At 70.5% G+C, this 18,315-nt stretch carries 18 protein-coding genes and 1 pseudogene; 9 read left to right on the top strand and 10 right to left on the bottom strand.

What is annotated here, in order from left to right; all coding sequences use genetic code 11:
* A complete protein-coding gene (locus AC0L5F_RS11825; RefSeq protein ID WP_473313575.1) occupies window positions 1-1,179 on the bottom strand; it encodes a hypothetical protein in 1,179 nt (392 codons plus the stop codon).
* Window positions 1,180-1,295: 116 nt separating this feature from the next.
* Here AC0L5F_RS11825 and AC0L5F_RS11820 point away from each other — a divergent pair, with 116 nt between their 5' ends.
* Window positions 1,296-2,279 (top strand): hypothetical protein, encoded by a 984-nt coding sequence (locus AC0L5F_RS11820; protein ID WP_473313574.1) that lies wholly within the window; start codon window positions 1,296-1,298, stop codon window positions 2,277-2,279.
* 4 nt (window positions 2,280-2,283) lie between these two features.
* Here the strand turns inward: AC0L5F_RS11820 and AC0L5F_RS11815 are convergent, their stop codons facing one another.
* The gene (locus AC0L5F_RS11815) at window positions 2,284-3,006 is read right to left on the bottom strand and encodes a Fic family protein (protein WP_473313573.1); all 723 of its coding nucleotides are present in this window, start codon (window positions 3,004-3,006) and stop codon (window positions 2,284-2,286) included.
* Between the two features lie 48 nt (window positions 3,007-3,054).
* Here AC0L5F_RS11815 and AC0L5F_RS11810 point away from each other — a divergent pair, with 48 nt between their 5' ends.
* The 3 genes from AC0L5F_RS11810 to AC0L5F_RS11800 are packed head-to-tail and all read left to right on the top strand — an operon-like array spanning window position 3,055 to window position 6,362.
* The gene (locus tag AC0L5F_RS11810) at window positions 3,055-3,735 is read left to right on the top strand and encodes a class I SAM-dependent methyltransferase (protein ID WP_473313572.1); all 681 of its coding nucleotides are present in this window, start codon (window positions 3,055-3,057) and stop codon (window positions 3,733-3,735) included.
* A gap of 3 nt (window positions 3,736-3,738) precedes the next feature.
* Window positions 3,739-4,881 (top strand): sensor histidine kinase, encoded by a 1,143-nt coding sequence (locus tag AC0L5F_RS11805; RefSeq protein WP_473313571.1) that lies wholly within the window; start codon window positions 3,739-3,741, stop codon window positions 4,879-4,881.
* 23 nt (window positions 4,882-4,904) lie between these two features.
* Window positions 4,905-6,362, top strand: a complete 1,458-nt coding sequence (locus AC0L5F_RS11800) for a GuaB1 family IMP dehydrogenase-related protein (protein WP_473313570.1) — start codon at window positions 4,905-4,907, stop codon at window positions 6,360-6,362.
* Window positions 6,363-6,366: 4 nt separating this feature from the next.
* On the opposite strand, the gene AC0L5F_RS11795 is transcribed toward AC0L5F_RS11800, so the two are convergent.
* Genes AC0L5F_RS11795 through AC0L5F_RS11785 form a run of 3 tightly spaced genes read right to left on the bottom strand, consistent with a single transcriptional unit; the run spans window position 6,367 to window position 10,153 of the window.
* On the bottom strand, window positions 6,367-7,248 hold the full coding sequence (locus AC0L5F_RS11795; protein WP_473313569.1) for an FkbM family methyltransferase: 882 nt from the start codon (window positions 7,246-7,248) through the stop codon (window positions 6,367-6,369).
* On the bottom strand, window positions 7,245-8,582 hold the full coding sequence (locus AC0L5F_RS11790) for an O-antigen ligase family protein (protein ID WP_473313567.1): 1,338 nt from the start codon (window positions 8,580-8,582) through the stop codon (window positions 7,245-7,247). The genes AC0L5F_RS11795 and AC0L5F_RS11790 overlap by 4 nt, the downstream gene beginning before the upstream one ends.
* 20 nt (window positions 8,583-8,602) lie before the next feature.
* A complete protein-coding gene (locus AC0L5F_RS11785) occupies window positions 8,603-10,153 on the bottom strand; it encodes a tyrosine-protein kinase domain-containing protein (protein WP_473313566.1) in 1,551 nt (516 codons plus the stop codon).
* A 98-nt stretch (window positions 10,154-10,251) separates the two neighbouring features.
* On the opposite strand from AC0L5F_RS11785, the gene AC0L5F_RS11780 reads away from it, so the two are divergent.
* A complete protein-coding gene (locus AC0L5F_RS11780; protein ID WP_473313564.1) occupies window positions 10,252-10,905 on the top strand; it encodes a class I SAM-dependent methyltransferase in 654 nt (217 codons plus the stop codon).
* 12 nt (window positions 10,906-10,917) lie between these two features.
* Here the strand turns inward: AC0L5F_RS11780 and AC0L5F_RS11775 are convergent, their stop codons facing one another.
* Window positions 10,918-11,988: a glycosyltransferase gene (locus AC0L5F_RS11775; RefSeq protein WP_473313562.1), complete on the bottom strand. Its 1,071-nt coding sequence runs from the start codon at window positions 11,986-11,988 to the stop codon at window positions 10,918-10,920.
* Window positions 11,989-11,991: 3 nt separating this feature from the next.
* Window positions 11,992-12,753, bottom strand: coding sequence for a class I SAM-dependent methyltransferase (locus AC0L5F_RS11770; protein WP_473313561.1), 762 nt, complete (start codon window positions 12,751-12,753; stop codon window positions 11,992-11,994).
* A gap of 169 nt (window positions 12,754-12,922) precedes the next feature.
* On the opposite strand from AC0L5F_RS11770, the gene AC0L5F_RS11765 reads away from it, so the two are divergent.
* The 3 genes and pseudogenes from AC0L5F_RS11765 to AC0L5F_RS11755 all read left to right on the top strand — a co-directional run bounded on the left by AC0L5F_RS11765 (window position 12,923) and on the right by AC0L5F_RS11755 (window position 15,112).
* Window positions 12,923-13,888 carry an NAD-dependent epimerase/dehydratase family protein gene (locus AC0L5F_RS11765; protein WP_473313560.1) on the top strand — a complete coding sequence of 322 codons (966 nt, stop codon included), beginning with the start codon at window positions 12,923-12,925 and terminating at the stop codon, window positions 13,886-13,888.
* A gap of 115 nt (window positions 13,889-14,003) precedes the next feature.
* Window positions 14,004-14,873: pseudogene (locus AC0L5F_RS11760) on the top strand (glycosyltransferase); the annotation flags it as partial.
* Entirely contained in the window at window positions 14,843-15,112 is a 270-nt protein-coding gene (locus AC0L5F_RS11755) for a hypothetical protein (RefSeq protein ID WP_473313559.1), read from the top strand. The pseudogene AC0L5F_RS11760 and the gene AC0L5F_RS11755, both read left to right, overlap by 31 nt.
* Here AC0L5F_RS11755 and AC0L5F_RS11750 read toward each other — a convergent pair.
* From AC0L5F_RS11750 to AC0L5F_RS11740, 3 genes are all read right to left on the bottom strand, one after another.
* Window positions 15,095-16,093, bottom strand: a complete 999-nt coding sequence (locus AC0L5F_RS11750) for a GDP-mannose 4,6-dehydratase (RefSeq protein ID WP_473313558.1) — start codon at window positions 16,091-16,093, stop codon at window positions 15,095-15,097. The two genes, AC0L5F_RS11755 and AC0L5F_RS11750, sit on opposite strands and share 18 nt — an antisense overlap.
* On the bottom strand, window positions 16,090-17,073 hold the full coding sequence (gene gmd, locus AC0L5F_RS11745) for a GDP-mannose 4,6-dehydratase (protein ID WP_473313557.1): 984 nt from the start codon (window positions 17,071-17,073) through the stop codon (window positions 16,090-16,092). Before gmd ends, AC0L5F_RS11750 begins: the two co-directional genes overlap by 4 nt.
* A gap of 67 nt (window positions 17,074-17,140) precedes the next feature.
* Window positions 17,141-17,653, bottom strand: coding sequence for a TetR/AcrR family transcriptional regulator (locus tag AC0L5F_RS11740; protein WP_473313555.1), 513 nt, complete (start codon window positions 17,651-17,653; stop codon window positions 17,141-17,143).
* 71 nt (window positions 17,654-17,724) lie between these two features.
* Between AC0L5F_RS11740 and AC0L5F_RS11735 the strand changes: the two genes are divergently transcribed.
* On the top strand, window positions 17,725-18,312 hold the full coding sequence (locus AC0L5F_RS11735; RefSeq protein ID WP_473313553.1) for a biotin transporter BioY: 588 nt from the start codon (window positions 17,725-17,727) through the stop codon (window positions 18,310-18,312).
* Window positions 18,313-18,315 lie beyond the last annotated feature (3 nt).

Raw genomic sequence — 18,315 nt, 5'->3', positions numbered from 1 at the left:
TCAGCCCCACTGCCCGTCGCCGCCGCCGAAGCGCTCACCGAGGCGGTCGGCGAGCGCGGGGTAGCGTCGCTTGACGCCGTTGAACTGGTCGGCGAAGGTCCACCGGGTCACCTTGGCGACATCTGCGACCGCGGTCGAGGCCTGACCCTTCCGCGCCGAGTGACGCCACTGCTTCCACGAGGCTGCGTCCTCGACCAGGAACGGGACCGGTAGGTCCTGCCCGTGTGCCTGCAGCTCGCGGCGGTAGGCAGCCCGCGTTCGACGGGTGAGTCGTCTGCCGGTGGTGTCGTGGGCGAACGGGTAGGGCGGGGGGCTGGGCAGCGCGCGTTCGTGGGGGATCAGCGCCTCGGCGTACTCGGCGCACAACCTCCTCACCGGTGAGCCGACCTCCAGCTCGCCGCGCGAGTGTCGCAGGCGGATCGAGAGCTTCTCGGGCTGCGCGGAGTCGAAGGCGTGGAAGTGGAACAGTCGCATCCGCTCGCCGGTGGCCGTGTTCAGGTAGCCCTGGCCGTCATGCCCGAAGGGTCGCTCCGGCAGGTTCCCGACCCCCACGTTGTAGCCCGAGTGCCGCAGCGCCGTGGCGTCGAACAGCGTGCTTCCGATGTCGACCCACTTCTGGTCCACGAACAGGCCCGCCAACGGCTCGTACAGGCACTCGGTGCGCAGCCGCGCCCACCACCACTGCAGGAAGGCCATCGCGCGCCGGTCGACTCCGCAGAAGCCGAGGTTGAACACACCGACCGCGAGCAGGTGGGCCACACCCATGTCGGCGTCGTCGGCCGGGGGGTGCAGGAAGTGTGGCGTCAGCAGGATCCCGCCCGGTGCCGCGGCCAGTGCGGCCGGCAGCTCCTCCATGGGCGAGAGCAGGTAGGTGTCGGGGTCGAGGTAGTACGCGGACTCCGCGGTCTCCAGCAGGCGCATCAGCAGCTGTGGCTTCACCGCGGTGGCCAGCTCGACGAGCTCGTAGATCGTGGCCAGCTGCAAGAACTCCCGCTGCGGCAGGCCCAACGCCTCCGCGCTGAGCAGCTCGACACCCTCGACGGCCGGGAGGTCCGCGTCGGTGACGACGTCGACCATGAGGACCTTGAGCACGGCCCCGTCCTCGTGCCTGCGGAGGCTGTCGGCGAGCGCCATCGCCTTGGGCAGGTAGTTGGACGTCAGGATCGTGCAGTACGCCACGCCCGCCACTTCGAACCTCCGACTGTGCCGATCTCGGACCGAGTCTGTCGCAGCGCTCAGCCTATACAGGGAGGCGCCGCTCCCGAGACAACGAGCCAGACGGTAATTTGTCATCCATGGTCGCGCCCGTCGTGCTGATCGCCTTCAACCGTCCCGCCGAGACCGCGCAGGTCTTCGCCCGGATCCGCGAGGCGGCGCCCGAGGAGCTGTTCCTGCTCGTCGACGGCCCCCGCGCCACCCATCCGGGCGATCCGGACCTGATCGCCGCCGTGCGCGCGATCGTGTCCGAGGTCGACTGGCCGTGCACGGTGCACGAACGGTTCTCGGACGTCAACCTGGGATGTGCCGCGAACATCGAGCTCGGCCTCGACTGGGTCTTCGAGCACGCACCGGGAGCCATCGTGCTGGAGGACGACTGCCTTCCCGACCTGACGTTCTTCCGCTACTGCACCGAGCTGCTCGAGCGCTACGCAGACCACGAGGACGTCTGGCACATCGGCGGCGCGGCACCGGAGGCGGACACTGCCGCCTACGCGGGCCAGGACTACGTCTTCACGGCGTTCGGCTCGATCTGGGGCTGGGCCACGTGGCGTCGGGCCTGGCAGTCCCACCGCGAGATGCTGCCGCGCACGCACCGCCCCGGTGACACCCTGCCGGTGCGCGCCGGCGCCTCGGCCACCTGGCCGCCAGAAGACCGGTTGGTCACCGCGGCGGCACGGCGATACTTCCGCCGCACCTTCGACACCGCCGCCGAGCACCAGAGCACCTGGGCCATCCACTGGGTGCTGTCGATCCTCGCGACCCGGTCGATCGCGATCACGGCGTCCGGTGTGCTGGTGAAGAACATCGGGTTCGGCGAGTCGGCGAGTCGCACGTCGTCAGAACGCGCCATGCCGGAGACGGCTCCCATGGGCTTCCCGATCCGACACCCGGCCGAGATCTCGATCAACGACGAGGTCGAGCGGCTGCTGGAGACCACCGTCGCACGGGAGTTCGGGCTGCTGGCACGCACGGCTCGCCGTCTGCTGCCCACGGGTCCGCTGCGCAACGTCGTCCGGGCGCTGCACTACCGCCGGGCGGCGCCGCACCAGTCGCGGTGACGGTTCAGCGGCGCGTGGCGAGCGGGCTGGCCTCCGCGCCTCGCGAGAACGCGTCGGCGGCGTAGAGCAGCCAGCGATGCACCCCCGACGGCTCCCCGCTGTCGTAGGCAGCGAGGGCATCACGGTAGTCGGGGGCGGCCGCCGCGTGGCCCGCCTCCGGCACGGTGACCGAGGCCGGATCGACTCCTCGCGACACCAGCACCAGCCGCTCGGCGGCGCGGGCGACGACGCCGTTGTGGGAGGCGAACGCCGCGGCCGACGCGATCTCGGCGTGGACCAGCGCCGCCACGACCAGCGCCGGTGCGCTCGTGGGTCGGCCGAGCATCCGGCCCAGGTCGGCGAGGCGGGTGGTGCCGGCGTCGTTCACCGGGCGGCCGAGGTCGACCGACTCCACCGAGCCCGCTGCGGCCAGGGAGTGGATCCGCGCGATGGCCTGGACCGGCGAGGTGGACCAGGTGCTGAGCAGACCGAGCAGCTCGGTCGAGAGCCGGACGGCGGCGCGTGCCGTCGGGTCTCCCCCACCGCCGGCCAGCTCGTCGACGCTGACCTCGCACCCCTCGAGCGTGGCGGTGGCCCAGGCGCCCAGCAGCAGGGATCGGGCGGTGTCCTCGGGGGTCGAGCGGCGCAGTCCCCGGTCGCGGAGCACGGCGTCGAGCCCGTCACGGGTGGCGGCGAAGGTCGACGGCACCCCCTCGAGTGCGGCGGCCTGGGCGAACGGATCGGACACGCCCGAAGCGTACCCATGGACCGCCGACCCGGCGGGTAGCCTGTGGAAATGACCGATTCAGCCGACGACAGGACAGCCAAGTGGCTGGTCGGCGATCAGCTGTCGTGCGTCCTGCACCTCGGCGACGGTGCCCTCGCCTACCGTCTGGCCGAGCAGGGACACGAGGTCGTCGTCGCCGGTGACGACGTCGTGCGCCGACGTCACCCCGACATCCAGTACGTCCGCACCCAGGGTGAGCGCCTGCCGTTCCTCTCGCGGGCCTTCGACGTCGTCATCGTTCCCGAGGTGCGCGACGCACCCCTGGCCATCGCGGAGTTCGCGCGCGTGCTGCGCTCCGACGGTCTGCTCTCGACGGTGTCGCGGCGCCACGACCACTCCATCCCGTGGTTGCGCAAGCTGCGCGAGATCATCGGCGCCCGCGACGACGCGCCGCCACCGACGGACACCTTCTCGGCCTCGGGCCTGTTCCACCGCCCCGAGACCATCGACGCCGGCACGTGGGAGCGCCTCGACCTCACCGCGCTCATGGCGTTCGCCGCCGAGCGGCGCCATCCCAGCGTCCCGGAGTCGGCGCTGTCACAGGTGCGCGAGCTGTTCCAGAGCTACGCCGCACAGACCGGCTCGCTGCAGCTGCGCACCGAGACCACGTGCCTGCGGGCGCGGGTCGACAAGTCCAGCATGGCCGAGGTCGACGAGACTTCGGAGATCATGCTGCTCGACTTCCGGTAGATCGTGGGCGACGCCGCGGTCGCCACCGTCGCCGCGCTGCTCCTGGTGGGTGCGGTCGGATTCGCGCGCTGGTGGTTCCTGACGCATCGGCGATCCCTCGGCACCGCGTCGGACCGCGCCACGTACGCGACGCTGCACACCGCGTCGCTCGCCGCACCAGCGCTGCAGGACGGCCTCGATGCCGAGAGCGCCGCCGTCGCCCTCCCGCACGTGCGGGCCCTGCTCGGCGGGCCCACGGTCGGCATCACCGACACCGCCGGCCCGCTGGCCTGGGACGGCCCGACCCAGACCGGGGTCGAGCAGGCGGACGCCGAACGGCTGATCGCCGCGGCGCTGCGCACGGGCAGCACCCAGGCCTCCGACCGCATCGTGGTCGCCCCGCTGTCGGTCGACGGGAGGGTTGTGGGCAGCGTCGTGGTCCACAGCGACGAGGCGTCCGGCGGGCTGGTGCGAGCCACCACCGAGGTCGCCCGGTGGATGTCCAGCCAGCTCGCCCTGGCCGAGCTGGCCGGGTCTCGGACCGCGCTGATGGAGGCCGAGCTGCGGGCTCTGCGGGCACAGATCTCGCCGCACTTCATCTACAACTCGCTGGCCGCGATCGCCTCGTTCGTGCGCACGGACCCGGAGCGAGCGCGCGAGCTGCTGCTGGAGTTCGCCGACTTCACCCGGTACTCGTTCCGCCAGCACGGCGAGTTCACCACGCTGGCCGAGGAGCTGCGGTCCATCGAGCGGTACCTCGTTCTCGAGAAGGCGCGGTTCGGCGACCGGCTCCAGGTCGTCACCCGGGTCGCGCCCGAGGTGCTCAGCGTCCGCCTTCCCTTCCTGTCGGTCCAGCCGCTGGTCGAGAACGCGGTGCGCCACGGACTCGAGCCGAAGGCCGGGGCCGGCACCGTCACCATCGTCGCGCTCGACGAGGGCGCCTGGTGTCTCATCACGATCGAGGACGACGGGGTGGGCGCCGACCCGGAGGTGGTGAGGGGTGCCCTCGCCGGACGCACCAGCAGCCCGTCGGTCGGCCTCGCCAACGTCGACGAGCGGCTCCGGACCGTCTACGGCGACACGCACGGCATCGTGGTCGACACGGCGCCCGGCCACGGCACCAAGGTGACGGTCCGGATCCCCAAGTTCGCGCCGGGGGTGGCGTGAGGACCAGCGCCTAGACTCGGCGCGTGAAGTTCCTCAACGACCTCGAACCCTTGGTGGACCTGACCTACAACGACGTGTTCATGGTGCCGTCCAGGTCGGCCGTGACCAGCCGCTTCGACGTCGACCTCACGACGGCGGACGGGGTGGGGACGACCCTGCCCCTGGTGGTCGCCAACATGACCGCGATCTCCGGCAAGCGGATGGCCGAGACCGTCGCCCGCCGAGGCGGGATCGCGATCATCCCGCAGGACATCCCGCTCGACATCGTCCGGGGCACGGTCGACCGGGTCAAGGCAGCGCACACGGTCTACGACACCCCGGTCACCGTCACGCCGACCACGACGATCGGCGAGGCGATGAGCCTGCTGCCGAAGCGGTCGCACGGCGCGGTCGTCGTCATGGACGGTGACGTGCCGGTGGGCATCGTCAGCGAGCGCGACGGCGCGGAGATCGACCGGTTCGCCCAGGTGCGCGAGGTGATGACGACCGACCTCCTGACCTTCGAGGCCGGAGTCGACGCCCGCCTCGGCTTCGACCAGATGACCGCCCGCCACGTCCACCTGGCACCGGTGCTCGACGGTGACGGTCTCGTGGGGGTCCTGACCCGCATCGGCGCCCTGCGCTCCACCATCTACACCCCGGCCACCGACCCGGACGGTCGCCTGGTGATCGGCGCGGCCGTCGGCATCAACGGCGACGTCTCCGGCAAGGCCGAGGCGCTGCTCGCCATGGGGATCGACGTCCTGGTCGTCGACACAGCGCACGGCCACCAGGACAAGATGCTCGACGCGCTGCCGCTGGTGACCGCGGCGCGCGACGCCCACGCAGCGACCACGGGACGGCGGGTGCCGATCGCCGCCGGCAACGTGGTGTCGGCCGACGGAGTGCGCGACCTCGTCGCAGCGGGAGCCGACATCCTCAAGGTGGGGGTCGGCCCCGGAGCCATGTGCACCACTCGGATGATGACCGGGGTCGGACGACCGCAGTTCTCCGCGGTGCTCGAGTGCGCGGCGGCCGCCCGCGAGGTCGGCGCCCACGTGTGGGCCGACGGCGGCGTGCGGTTCCCGCGCGACGTCGCGCTGGCCCTGGCCGCCGGCGCCGCGAGCGTCATGATCGGCTCCTGGTTCGCCGGAACCCTGGAGAGCCCGGGCGACCTCAAGATCAGCTCCGACGGGCGGCGCTACAAGGAGTCGTTCGGCATGGCGTCGGCCCGCGCGGTCTCCAACCGCACGCGTGACGCGGCGGGCTTCGAACGCGCCCGCATGGCCCTGTTCGAGGAGGGCATCTCGTCGTCGCGGATGTTCCTCGACCCGGACCGCCCCGGTGTGGAGGATCTCGTCGACCAGATCGTCGCTGGCGTCAGGTCCAGCGCCACCTACGCCGGCGCGCGGTCGATCCAGGAGCTCCAGGAGCGCGCGGTGGTCGGGCTGCAGAGCTCAGCCGGGTACGACGAAGGGCGACCGGTCTCGTCCAGCTGGTGAAGGACTAGCGCGAGGCCGCGAGTGATCGCAGCGCGGCCAGACCCGCAGCGTCCTCACCGTGGGCCACCGCGACGTCCCAGTAGCTGCCGACCCCGGTGTCGTCCTGCTCGAGGCGGGCGAACCGCTCGACGGCTTCGTCGACCGTCCACGTGCCCACCAGGTCGCCGAGGTTGTCCCACACGACCATCTCGACATAGCCCAGTTCCTGCAGGTCCGCCCACAGGGCCTCGGGGTCGTGGCCGTGCCCGCGCGTGAGCGTGGGGTCGTACTCGCTGAACAGCACGGGGCGAGCATCCGCGAACGCGCGCGCCACGGCGGGCACCAGCACCACGTCGTGGCCGTCGGTGTCGGACTTGACCAGTCGAAGGTCGGTGAAGTCCGGGTGCCGTTCGCGCAGCTGGCGCGGCGTGACCGCCGGTGCCGTGGCCGCGTCCACCCCGGGCTCGAAGCGCGTGGTGCCACCTGCCCGCACCGGCGCCATGGCGACGTCGCCGTCGACCGGCGAGAGCAACGACTCCTCGACGGTGACCCGTGGGTCGGCGTCGACGTTGCGGTGCAGGAACCCGAGGTAGAAGTCGTCGGCCTCGACGCACAGCACGCGCGCATCCACCTGATGGAGGATCTGCACGGCCGAGTCGCCCACGTTGGCACCCACGTCGATCACGGTCAGCGGGCGATCGGGCACCGACAACGCCGAGGCCAGCTGCACGAGGTTCTGCCCGTACGCCGGAACGACCCGCGTGTAGTCGGGGAGGCGGTGCGACCACGGCAGGACCAGCGTGACGCCCTGGACCGAGCGGGTGACGGGGCGAGCCGGGAACCGGTCCCGCACGGCCCAGCGGACGCGGCGCCAGACCGACGCCGCGACGGACTCGCGGCCCTTCACGAAGCCCGTCCCGCGGGTGACGGATCCAGCATCGAGACGCCCTCCGGTTCCTCGTTCTCGGGTGGCTCGTCGGCCACCGGTCGATTGGCCGCCAGGACGAGCGCCAGCACGATCCACACGAAGCGATCCCACAGATTCGTCGAGAGGGCCGCGAACATGCAGTACGCCAGCGCCGCGTAGGCGATCGTGGCCTGTGGACGGGCGGCTCCCACGATCGGCTGCACGGTCGACCACAGGATCATCAGCATGAACACCAGGCCGACCACGCCCACCGCGACGGTGATGCCGAGGTAGATGTTGTGGACCTCCAGGACACCCACGAAGCCCCGACCCAGGATCGGGTGCTCGTTCACCGACTTCAGCCCGGCGTCGAGGGCGGCGATGCGCTCGTTGTCAGATGCCACGGAGTTGTTGCCTCCGAGCAGTCGTCCGAGCGCCGAGCTGTCGCCCACGGTGACCCGCGATGCCAGCAGCGCGCCGACGGCCACCGCGAACAGCAGCGCCCACGCGACGCGCAGCGAACGCTCCATGACCGGGTACACCAGCGACAGCGCCACGATCACGACCAGGCCGGCACGGCTGCCGCTGGTGTAGACGCCGTACGCCGCTGCGAGTCCGGACCCGGCGACGACGGCACGCAGCGCGAGCCCCTCGACCGTCCGCCACAGGAACGGCACGAGGGCCAGCGCGAGCAGACAGGTCAGGCCGAAGTTGTTCGTGTGCGTCGAGAGCCCGTAGGAGCGGATCTGCGCATACGGGCTGGAGTCGACCAACGAGTACATGACGCTGATGTTGTTGCCCAGCACGAAGGCGAGCGCCAGCCAGGTGATACGCCGCAGACCCGGGCTCCACCACGCGAAGGCGATCGGGATGGCGAGGCACAGCACCAGGCGCGCCATGTAGATGAGGCTGAAGACCGGGGACTCGCTGAGCAACGACGAGACGAGGCCGACCGACAGCAGACCCACTGCACCCGACACGAACCACGGCGAGATCGACAGGCGTCGCTGCAGCACGACCGGCGTGAGCACGCCGAGCGCAGCGACCAGCGCGAGGTCGGCCATCGTGATGGAGGCGCTGCCCCCCACCACGAATCGCAGGCGGTTCAGTGGTGCCAGGAACGCCGCGAGACCGACCAGGACGACCGCCGACCGTTCGAGTCCGAGCACCGCCACCGTGGCCAGACCCAGCGCGAAGACCACCGGCACGAGCCAGATCTGCGTCGCCACGAGGCACAGACCGGCCAGCGCCACCACGAGCACGCTCCCCAGCCCACCGGACATCACGACCGAGTGGCGCGGGGCGGACGGCAGGTAGGTGGTCACCTTGGACATGGCAGGCGATGACACGAGAGCTAGCGCCGTCTACCCAGCACCGAGCGGTCGCTGCGCCGTGCACCCGGTTCCTTGACCGGCGCGTGCGCCACCGTGTCCGCCTTCTCGACCGGAGCAGCCGACGGTCGAGGAACGCTGACGGGCAGGTCGCCGTACCCGTAGCCGTAGCCGTAGCCGTAGCCGGACAGCCGGCCACGCGGCACGAAGTTGAGCACGACACCGGCGATCCGACCTCCGACGAGCGTCACCCGCTCGGCGGCGAGCTTGAGCTGGTCGCGTCGGGTCCGGCCGTGGGCCGTGACCAGGATCGTGCAGTCGACCTGGGCCACGAGCACGCCTGCGTCGGCGACCGGCAGGACGGGCGGGGCGTCCAGGATGACGACGTCGTAGGCCTCGGTGGCCTCCTCGATCAGGTTGTGCATCGCGTCGGTCTGCAGCACCTCGGCGGGATTGGGCGGGATGCGTCCGGTGGCCAGCAGGTCGATGCCGCTGTCATAGGCCTGGACGGCCTCGCCCAGGGTCAGCGTGCCGATCAGCACCTGGGACAGCCCGACCGCACCTTCGAGGCCCAGGATCTTCGGCACCTGCGGATTGCGGAAGTCGCAGTCGATGAGCAGCGTCCTGACGCCGTTCTGCGCCAGCATGATCGCCAGGTTGGTCGAGGTGAGCGTCTTGCCCTCGTTGGCCATGGCACTGGTGACCACGATCGAGCGCATCGACCGGTCGACGTTGACGAACTGCATGTTGGTGCGCAGGACGCGGAAGGCCTCGCCCATCTCCCGGTTTCCGCCAACCTGGGTGACGATCGGGTTCTGGGCGATGCTGCGTTCCTTGGGAATCGTCACCAGCACGGTGGAGCCGGTGGCCGCCTCGGCGTCGTCGGACGACTTGACCGTGGTGTCGAGCAGGTCGCGCAGGGCCACGAACGCCACACCGAGCAGCACGCCGAGGACGCCGCCGACGATCACGTTCAGCGGAGTGTTGGGCGAGACGGGCGAGGCGTTGAAGGTGGCGTCGCCGACGACCCGCGCCACGATGGGTGGCGTGGCCGACGGATCGCTGGGCCGCTCGAGTCGCGCCACGAGCTTGCCGAGCTCGTCGGCGACGACCTCGGCGAGCTTCTGGGCGTCCTCGGGCGACTTCGCCACCGCGCTGATCTGCACGACGACCGAACCGACTTGCGTGGTCGCGGTGATGTCCTTGACCAGCGCCTCGGGCGTGGTGTCGAGGCCCAGCCGCGAGATCGCCCGCTTCATGATCGAGTCGTCGGTCGCGAGGTTGGCGTACGAGGCGACGCGCTGCACGGTGAAGGTTCCGCTCTGCAGGGCGTCCAGCGACGTGTCCGCCTGCGTGGCGATGAACACGCGTGACTGGGAGGAGTACGTCGGCGCGGTGTTCAGCGACAACCATCCGCTGACCAGCACACCGATCACGAGAAAGACGGTGATCGCCTTCCATCCTCGGCCGAGGACGACCAGGAACTGCCGAGTCTCCACGCGTGCACGCCCTTCGTCGTTGATGATGAGTCGGGTCTGGAACCGACGCGCCGACCCGATCGATTCTACGCACATGCGACGACTCGGCAGCGTCACCGCAGAGCCGATTCCGCAGTGCGCGGAGGCGGACCCCTACACTGCTTTCGATCGCATCCGCCCGACGACGGAGGACCATGACCGAGCAACACGCACCCGTTCGGGTCAATCTGGGGTGCGGTGTCGTCGCCCTGCCCGGCTGGGAGAACTACGACAAGTCACCCGTGATGGTGCTGCGCCGCTTCCCGTGGCTGACGAAGCTGCTGGTCAAGGCCCGGATCCTCGCACCCGGCCACATCCAGCAGTGGCCCGACAACGTCCAGCGGCGCGACCTCACCAAGCCGCTGCCGTTCGCCGACCGCACCGTCGAGGCCATCTACTCCTCGCACATGCTCGAGCACATCTACCCGACGGAGGCGCAGGCCCTTCTCGAGGAGGCCCACCGGGTCGCCGCGCCGGGCGCGATCATCCGGCTCGCCCTTCCCGACGGCGAGCTGTGGGCGCGCCAGCTCGTCGAGAGCGACGGATCCGCCGACGCCGGCCGGCACTACAACGAGCGTCTCGGCGCCTATCCGACCGTTCGTCCGAAGGGCCGCCGGCTCATCACCTTCGTGGGCGGCGGAAGCGCACACAAGTGGCAGCCGACGCGCGGCCTCGTGACCGACATGCTCCGGACCGCGGGCTTCTCGGAGGTGCGCGAGCTGGGCTACCGCGAAGGAACCCTGCCCGACCTCGAGGACATCGAGGTCCGCCCCGAGAGCATGTTCTTCGAGGCGGTGCGCGTCTCCTAGCCGGGCACCCGGCTAGGAGACGTCGAGCCCGGCCAGGAAGTCGCGCGTCACCTCGACGTTGCGCGCCCACGTGAAGGCTGCGGCATGCTCCGCCGCCGCGTCCACGGCCGCCGGATCCAGCGACGCGGCCGCGCGCACACCGTCGGCGAGCGCGTCCGCTCCGAAGTGATCGATGACGACCGCGTGCCCTCCCGCCACCTCCATCGTGGCCGGTTCCGGACCGATCACCACCGGCTTGCGCAACAGCATGCCTTCGACCACGGGGAGTCCGAACCCCTCGAAGTCGGTGGGGAACACCACCATCGACGCGTCGACCATGCGGGCCTGGAACTGTGCGTCCGGCAGGAACGGCGCCACGTCGACCAGTGCCCCGAGGCCCCGATCGGCAATCGCGGCGTCGACCTGCGGGCGTCGAGCCGCGCCAACGCCCAGCACGGTGAGGCGTGGCGCATCGCCGTCGTGGCGCACAAGCGCCTGCCAGCCGTCGAGGACCAGATCGAGGTTCTTGTTGCTGTGATGGGCGAAGGCGATGGCCGGACCGGGCCGCGTGCTCGACGGCCACGTCCGCACGTGGTCCGCCCCCAGGTGCGCCACCACCGCCGGCCGGTCGGCCGTGCCGGGGTGCAGTCGGTGCATGTCGTCGAGGGAGCGCTGCGAGATGGAGACGAATCCGTCCGCGAGCCGATAGCCCTGGGCGTAGGACACGTTGCGCAGGACGCGACGGCCTCGACTGAACTGCTCGGGACGCAGCTCGTGGCGGAAGTCGTAGATGACCACGGCGGTCGGTACTCGAGGATGCCGCAAGGTCGTGGTGGGGTGCGTGGCGAGCAGTGACTCCGCACCCAGGCGTCGCGCGAGTGCCGGCAGGTCGACGGTCTGCGCCAGAGGGCGACCGACGGTCGAGGGGCGGCGCACGCGTACCTCGTGCCGGACGTGACCGGCGGTGGGCAGGCTCGATCCTGCGGGCACCACCACGTGCAGCTCGTCGTCGGGGTGGCACGTCTGCCATGCACCCAGCAGGTGCTCGACATAGGTGCGGATGCCACCGAACTCGGCGGCCATGGCATCGACCAGGAGTCTCATGGGTCAGGCGCCGACGTCACGCTTGCGCACGAAGACCATGAGGGTCGGCGCCACCCCGGGGGGCGTGAGCCGCCCCAGCAGTGCTGCGACCCGCCACGCGATCCGCGACCGCCCGAAGTAGGCGGGCTCGCTGGTGTGGCCGTAGGTGGTGACCTCGTGGCCGGCGAACAGCGCATCGAGCTGACGCCTGGTGTTCATGCGGTAGCGCGTGGGGAACACGTCCTCGGCCTGGCGGTTCGGCTGCAGCCGGCGCAGCAGCGCGACGTGGAGCCGGTTCGGGATCACCCGGGCACCCAGACCGGTCATGCCCCACTTGTGCGGCGTGCGCGCCGCCAACCAACCGCCCGGACGCAGCACACGCATGAGCTCGGCGGCGACCTGCTCGCGCTCCTCGCCGACGTGCTCGAAGACGTAGTCGGCGATCACCAGGTCGAAGCTCTGGTCCTCGAACGGCAGACGCTGACCGATCTGCATGACGTGGGCGCTGTCGAGCGTGGGGTTCGTGGCGATGGCGTCGTCGACGTCGACCCCGGCGACGTGGGCGACACGGCCCCGCAGCAGGCGAAGTCGCCGCGACATCTCCGGCATGGGCTCGACCATCCACAGCCCGCGACCGGCGCCGAAGTCGAGCACCCGGCTGCTCTCGGTGACGAGCGCGTTGATCCGCGTGTAGAACTCGATCTGCCCGTCCATGCGGGAGAATCCGCCCACCCGGGCCTCGGGGTACATCCCGGCCAGCGTGGGGTCCGGCGTGAAGTCAGCCATGATCATCGCTTTCGTGCATCGACAGCCCGCTCCAATCGCGCCGACAGTACACGAACGCTGAATCGGTCCGGGGCGGCGTAACCGACCGGCGCCTCCACCGTTATTACTCTGACGTATCGACCCGGGAGACCGGGTGGACCATCACCAAGGGGCGGAGTCAGGCACACCCATGACCACACTCGTGACCGGCGCTGGCGGATTCATCGGCGGACATCTCGTCGCAGACCTTCTCGACAAGGGCCAGGCCGTTCGAGCGGTCGACGTGAAGCCCGTCACCGAGTGGTACCAGGTGCACGACGCCGCCGAGAACACCGTGGCCGACTGCTCGGACGCGACCGACGCCCACAAGATCGCCGCCGGCACGGACGACATCTACAACCTCGCCGCCGACATGGGCGGCATGGGCTTCATCGAGAACAACAAGGCCGAGTGCATGCTGTCGGTGCTCACCAGCACGAACATGCTGGTCGCCGCCCGCGACGCCGGGACCCGGCGCTTCTTCTACAGCAGCTCGGCCTGCGTCTACGCCGGCGACAAGCAGACCGACCCCGACGTCACCGCGTTGGCCGAGTCCGACGCCTACCCCGCCGATCCCGAGGACGGGTACGGCTGGGAGAAGCTCTTCAGCGAGCGCATGGCCCGCCACTTCCGTGAAGACTTCGGGCTCGAGACCCGAGTGGCCCGCTTCCACAACGTGTACGGCCCCGTCGGCACGTTCGAGGGCGGCCGGGAGAAGGCCCCCGCAGCCCTCGCCCGCAAGATCGCGCAGGCGGAGCTCAGCGGAGAGCACACGATCGAGATCTGGGGCGACGGCGAGCAGACCCGCAGCTTCATGTACATCGACGACTGCGTCCGCGGTTCCCAGGAGATCCTCGCCGGCGACAACGTCGAGCCGGTGAACCTCGGGTCGGCCGAGCTGGTGTCGATCAACCAGATGGTCGACATCCTCGAGGGAATCGCAGGCATCACGGTCGAGCGCCGCCACGACCTCACGGCTCCGCAGGGCGTCCGAGGCCGCAACAGCGACAACACGATGTTCCGGGAGATCTACGGCTGGGAGCCGTCCATCTCGTTGCAGGACGGTCTGGAGAAGACCTACGGATGGATCCACGACCAGCTCGCGGCCCGAGCCTGAGCCGCCATGCGCCTCATCGTCCACGACTTCTCCGGACACCCCTTCCAGGCAGAGCTTCTCCCGGGGGCTCGCCGAGAGCGGACATGAGGTCGAGCACGTCTACGCCCGTCAGTACGTCGGCGGCAAGGGCCACCTGACCCGCCAGCCCAACGACCCCCGCACGTTGAGCTTTCGCAGCATCGAGGTCGCCCTGCCCTTCCAGAAGTACGCGCCACTCGCGCGGATCCGCTTCGAGCGGGCGTACGCCAAGGCGTGGGTGAACGATCTCAGGGGCCGCGACGTCGACGCCGTGATCGCCTGCAACCTGCCACTGTTCTCGACCTTCCGGTTCGCCCGGTGGGCCCGCCGCCACCACCTGCCGTGGGTGTTCTGGCACCAGGACGTGTACTCGGCGGCCATGGCCGAGGAGGCCAAGCGCCGCCTCCCGGGGTTCCTGGGCCGGTTGGCGGGTTCGGCCTGCGCCCGGATGGAGCGGTTCTGTGCCCGCAACGCCAGCCACACCGTCGCCATCGGCGAGGGCTTCCGCGCCGTCTACGACCGGTGGAAGGTGCCGGCCGAGAAGGTGACGGTCATCCCCAACTGGGCACCCCTGGACGAGGTGTACCCGGTGGGTCGCTCCAACCGCAAGTCGTCGGTCCTGTTCCCCGACAAGCCGTCGCTTCGTCTGGTGTACGCCGGCACGTTGGGGCGCAAGCACAATCCGTCGCTGCTGGTGAGCCTGCTCGACCACACCCGCGAGGCCGGAGTCGACGCCGCCATGGTGGTGGTCTCCGAGGGCGAGGCGGCCGACGAGCTCGCCGCAGAGGCGCGGAGGCGACCCAGCTGGCCCTCGAGGTCGTGCCGTTCGAGCCGGCCGACACGTTGCCTGACGTGCTGGGTTCGGCCGATGTCCTGGTCGCGCTGCTGGAGCCCGAGGCGAACATGTTCTCCATCCCCAGCAAGGTGCTCTCCTACATGGCTGCCGGGCGCCCGGTCCTCGGGCTGATGCCTCCGGGCAACCCCGCCGCCGCCGACATCCGTGACTGCGAGGGGCTGGTGGTCGACCCCAGCGAGGACGGCGTGCGCGCAGCCATCGACTGGGTGGTCGCGCTGGACTCCGATCCTCGTCGCGTCGAGCAGATCGGCGAGCTCACCCGACGCATCGCCGAGCAGCGGTTCGACATCGTGCGCGTCCGGTCCCGCTTCGAGGACATCCTCTCCGCGGCCTCAGCCGGTCGCAGCTGAACCGAGCAGATCGGCCGGGTCCGCCTGACCGGTCTCCAACCGACGCTCGTCGGCGCGCACCATCGCCTCGATGACGGACTCGAACGGCGTGTCGGCGACCCACCCCAGCTCTGCCTGCGCCTTGCCGGGATCGCCCCGCAGCACCGCCGCGTCGGCGGTTCTCAGCAGGTCGCTGTCGAGATCGACGTAGGACCACGCGTCGTCGACGTCGGCCGCGGCGAAGGCCAGGTCGACGACGTCGCGCACCGAGTGGGTCCGCCCGGTGGCGAGGACGAAGTCGTCCGGAGTGTCCGCGCGCAGCATGGCCACGATCCCGCGGACCGTGTCCTGCGCCGCGCCCCAGTCGCGCACGGCGTCGATGTTGCCGAGGGTGATGCGCTGGTCGTGGCCGGCCGCGATCCGCGCGACCGCAGAGGTGATCTTGCGGGTCACGAACTGCTCCCCGCGCAGCACGCTCTCGTGGCTGTAGAGGATGCCGACGCTGACGAAGGCGCCGTCGCGTCGGGCCTTCGCGGCCAGGCTCCGCACGGCGGCCTTGGACCGCGCGTAGGGGCTGCGCGGGTCCATCGGCGTTCCCTCGTGCTGCGGCGTGGGGGCCTGCGGGCCGAAGATCTCCGCACTGGACGCCAAGAACGTGCGAGCGTCGGGACGGTGCCGCTGCACTGCGGCGAGCAGGTGCTCGACGGCGTCGACGTTCACGGTGCGGGTCGTCTCCGGATCGGCCCAGGACCGGGCGACCGAGCTCAGCCCGCCGAGGTGGTAGACCTCGCTCGGACGCAGGTCGGCGACGAGGTCGTCCAGTCCCGCGGGTCGGGCCAGGTCCACCTCCACCAGGTCCACGCCGTCGAGGTACACCGACCGTCCGGAGGGTGCTCCGGGACGAACGACACCCACGACGCGCAGTCCGTCGGCCAGCAGCCGCCGAGCCAGCAGGACACCGTCCTGTCCGGCGACACCGGTGACGAGTGCGGTTCGGGTCACGACCGGTCGGCGAGCGCGGCGAGGTCGGCGTCGACCATCAGGTTCGCCAGGTCGCCGACGGAGGTCGTCGCGGCCCACCCCAGAACGTCGCGCGCCTTGCTCGGATCGGCGATCAGCGCGTCGACCTCGGTGGGACGTTCGTAGCTCTCGTCGTAGTCGACGTGGTCCTGCCAGGTCAGACCGGCTCGGGAGAACGCCGCGTCGCAGAAGTCGCGCACCGTCGTGCCGGTCCCGGTGCCGAGCACGAAGGTCTCAGGGGTGTCGTGCTGCAGCATGCGCCACATGCCCTCGACGTACTCCTTGGCATAGCCCCAGTCACGGATCGCATCGAGGTTGCCCAGGCGCAGACGGTCCTGCTGGCCGAGCTTGATCCGCGCCGCCGCCTGGGTGATCTTGCGGGTCACGAAGGTCTCGCCGCGCCGCGGCGACTCGTGGTTGAACAAGATGCCTGACACCGCGAACATGCCGTAGGCCTCGCGGTAGTTGACGGTGGCCCAGTGGGCGTAGAGCTTGGCCGCACCGTACGGACTGCGTGGGTAGAAGGCGGTGTCCTCGGCCTGCGGCGGCGGCGTCGCCCCGAACATCTCGGAGGTCGACGCCTGGTAGAACTTGCTGTCCAGACCGGCCTGACGGATCGCCTCGAGCAGCCGGATCGTTCCGATGCCGTCGGCCGAGGCGGTGTACTCCGGCATCTCGAACGAGACCTTGACGTGGCTCTGGGCCGCCAGGTTGTACACCTCGTCAGGCTCGATCGCGTGGATCAGGTTCACCAGGCTCACGCCGTCGGTCATGTCGCCGTAGTGCAGGTGCAGGTGGTCCGACGCCTCGGGGTGAGTCGTCCAGATCGGATCGATGCGGCCGCGGTTGAACGACGACGAGCGGCGCACCAGACCGTGCACCTCGTAGCCCTTCGAGAGCAGCAGCTCAGCGAGGTACGAGCCGTCCTGGCCGGTGATGCCGGTGATGAATGCGCGCTTCATGCCTGCCTCTGGGAGTCGGGGGCGATGCGTCGGCAGCATATCGTCAGCTGCTCGCGCTCCTCGTCGTTCACCGCAGACCGTTGAGGACGATCGCGAGACCGCGGTCGAACGAGCCGTCCAGGTCGGGATCGGGCTCGATCGCGCCGACGCCGCTGGCGAGGCGGTGCATCTGGGTGGCCTGGGTGTGTCCGAAGACGTACAGCAGCAGGGTTCGGGCGGCGTCGGGATCGTCCAGGGCTGAGGCCAGCTCGGACTCGATGCGCGACACTCCGAGGCGGAACGCCGAGGCCGTCGCCACCACCTCGGCACCGTCGCGTACCGCCAGCATGGCGCTGCGCAGGTCGTGCGCGAGGTCGCCGGCGCGCTTCTCGACCGGCCCGCTGTCGGGCACGACGACGTCGGCCACGATGCGATCGGCCATGAGCGCCAGCAACGTCTGCTTGTTCGGCACGTGGTGGTAGAGCGCACTGGGCTGGACGTCGAGGGCGGCGGCGACCCGCCTCATCGAGCAGAACTCCAGCCCGTGGGAGTCGAGCACGCCGAGCGCCCCGGTCACGACGTCGTCCAGCGAGTTGGCCACGCGACGATCCTATCGGCTAACCTGAACATCGTTCACCTGATCACCGTTCAGGTGCTGACGAGGAGTCCCCCATGACCACGACCGCCACCTCTCGCCGCGGCCTGACCACCACCGACCTCGCGCTGATCGCGACCTTCGCGGCGCTGATCGCGGTGTGCGCCGTGTCCGCCGCCCTCCCGTTCGGCGTCAACGGCGTGCCCATCACCCTGCAGCTGCTGGCCATCTTCCTGGCCGGCGCCGTCCTCGGCGCGGTCCGCGGCTTCCTGGCCGTCGCGCTGTACGTGGTGGTCGGTGCGGCGGGCCTGCCGATCTTCGCCGGGGGTCAGGCCGGGCTGGCTCCGTTCAGCGGACCGACGTCGGGCTACCTGCTGGCTTTCCCCGTGGCCGCTCTGGTCACCGGTCTCGTGGTCGAGCGGTTCGCCGCCCGAGGCGTGACCGTGACCGCCGTCGTGGTGATCGTCGGCGGCCTGATCGGCGAGACGGTCGTGACGCTGGCCGGCGCCGTCAGCATCGCCGTCACGGCCGACGTCTCGTACGCCAAGGGCATCGGCTTCGCCCTCCCGTACGTGCCCGCGGACCTCGTCAAGCTGGCGATCGCCGCCGTCGTCGCCGCCGGCGTGCACCGCGCCTTCCCGCAGCTGCTGTCCCGCCGGTCGTAGGCT

This window comes from Aeromicrobium sp. 10G20-16, assembly GCF_055809665.1.
This window is presented reverse-complemented; position numbering and strand designations above follow the sequence as displayed.

Coding starts and splice junctions, on each gene's coding strand:
- AC0L5F_RS11820 (WP_473313574.1), top strand. CDS start 1,296: ATGGTCGCGCCCGTCGTGCTGATCGCCTTCAACCGTCCCGCCGAGACC.
- AC0L5F_RS11810 (WP_473313572.1), top strand. CDS start 3,055: ATGACCGATTCAGCCGACGACAGGACAGCCAAGTGGCTGGTCGGCGAT.
- AC0L5F_RS11790 (WP_473313567.1), bottom strand. CDS start 8,582: ATGTCCAAGGTGACCACCTACCTGCCGTCCGCCCCGCGCCACTCGGTC.
- AC0L5F_RS11785 (WP_473313566.1), bottom strand. CDS start 10,153: ATGTGCGTAGAATCGATCGGGTCGGCGCGTCGGTTCCAGACCCGACTC.
- AC0L5F_RS11780 (WP_473313564.1), top strand. CDS start 10,252: ATGACCGAGCAACACGCACCCGTTCGGGTCAATCTGGGGTGCGGTGTC.
- AC0L5F_RS11775 (WP_473313562.1), bottom strand. CDS start 11,988: ATGAGACTCCTGGTCGATGCCATGGCCGCCGAGTTCGGTGGCATCCGC.
- AC0L5F_RS11770 (WP_473313561.1), bottom strand. CDS start 12,753: ATGGCTGACTTCACGCCGGACCCCACGCTGGCCGGGATGTACCCCGAG.
- AC0L5F_RS11765 (WP_473313560.1), top strand. CDS start 12,923: ATGACCACACTCGTGACCGGCGCTGGCGGATTCATCGGCGGACATCTC.
- AC0L5F_RS11755 (WP_473313559.1), top strand. CDS start 14,843: ATGGCTGCCGGGCGCCCGGTCCTCGGGCTGATGCCTCCGGGCAACCCC.
- gmd (WP_473313557.1), bottom strand. CDS start 17,073: ATGAAGCGCGCATTCATCACCGGCATCACCGGCCAGGACGGCTCGTAC.
- AC0L5F_RS11735 (WP_473313553.1), top strand. CDS start 17,725: ATGACCACGACCGCCACCTCTCGCCGCGGCCTGACCACCACCGACCTC.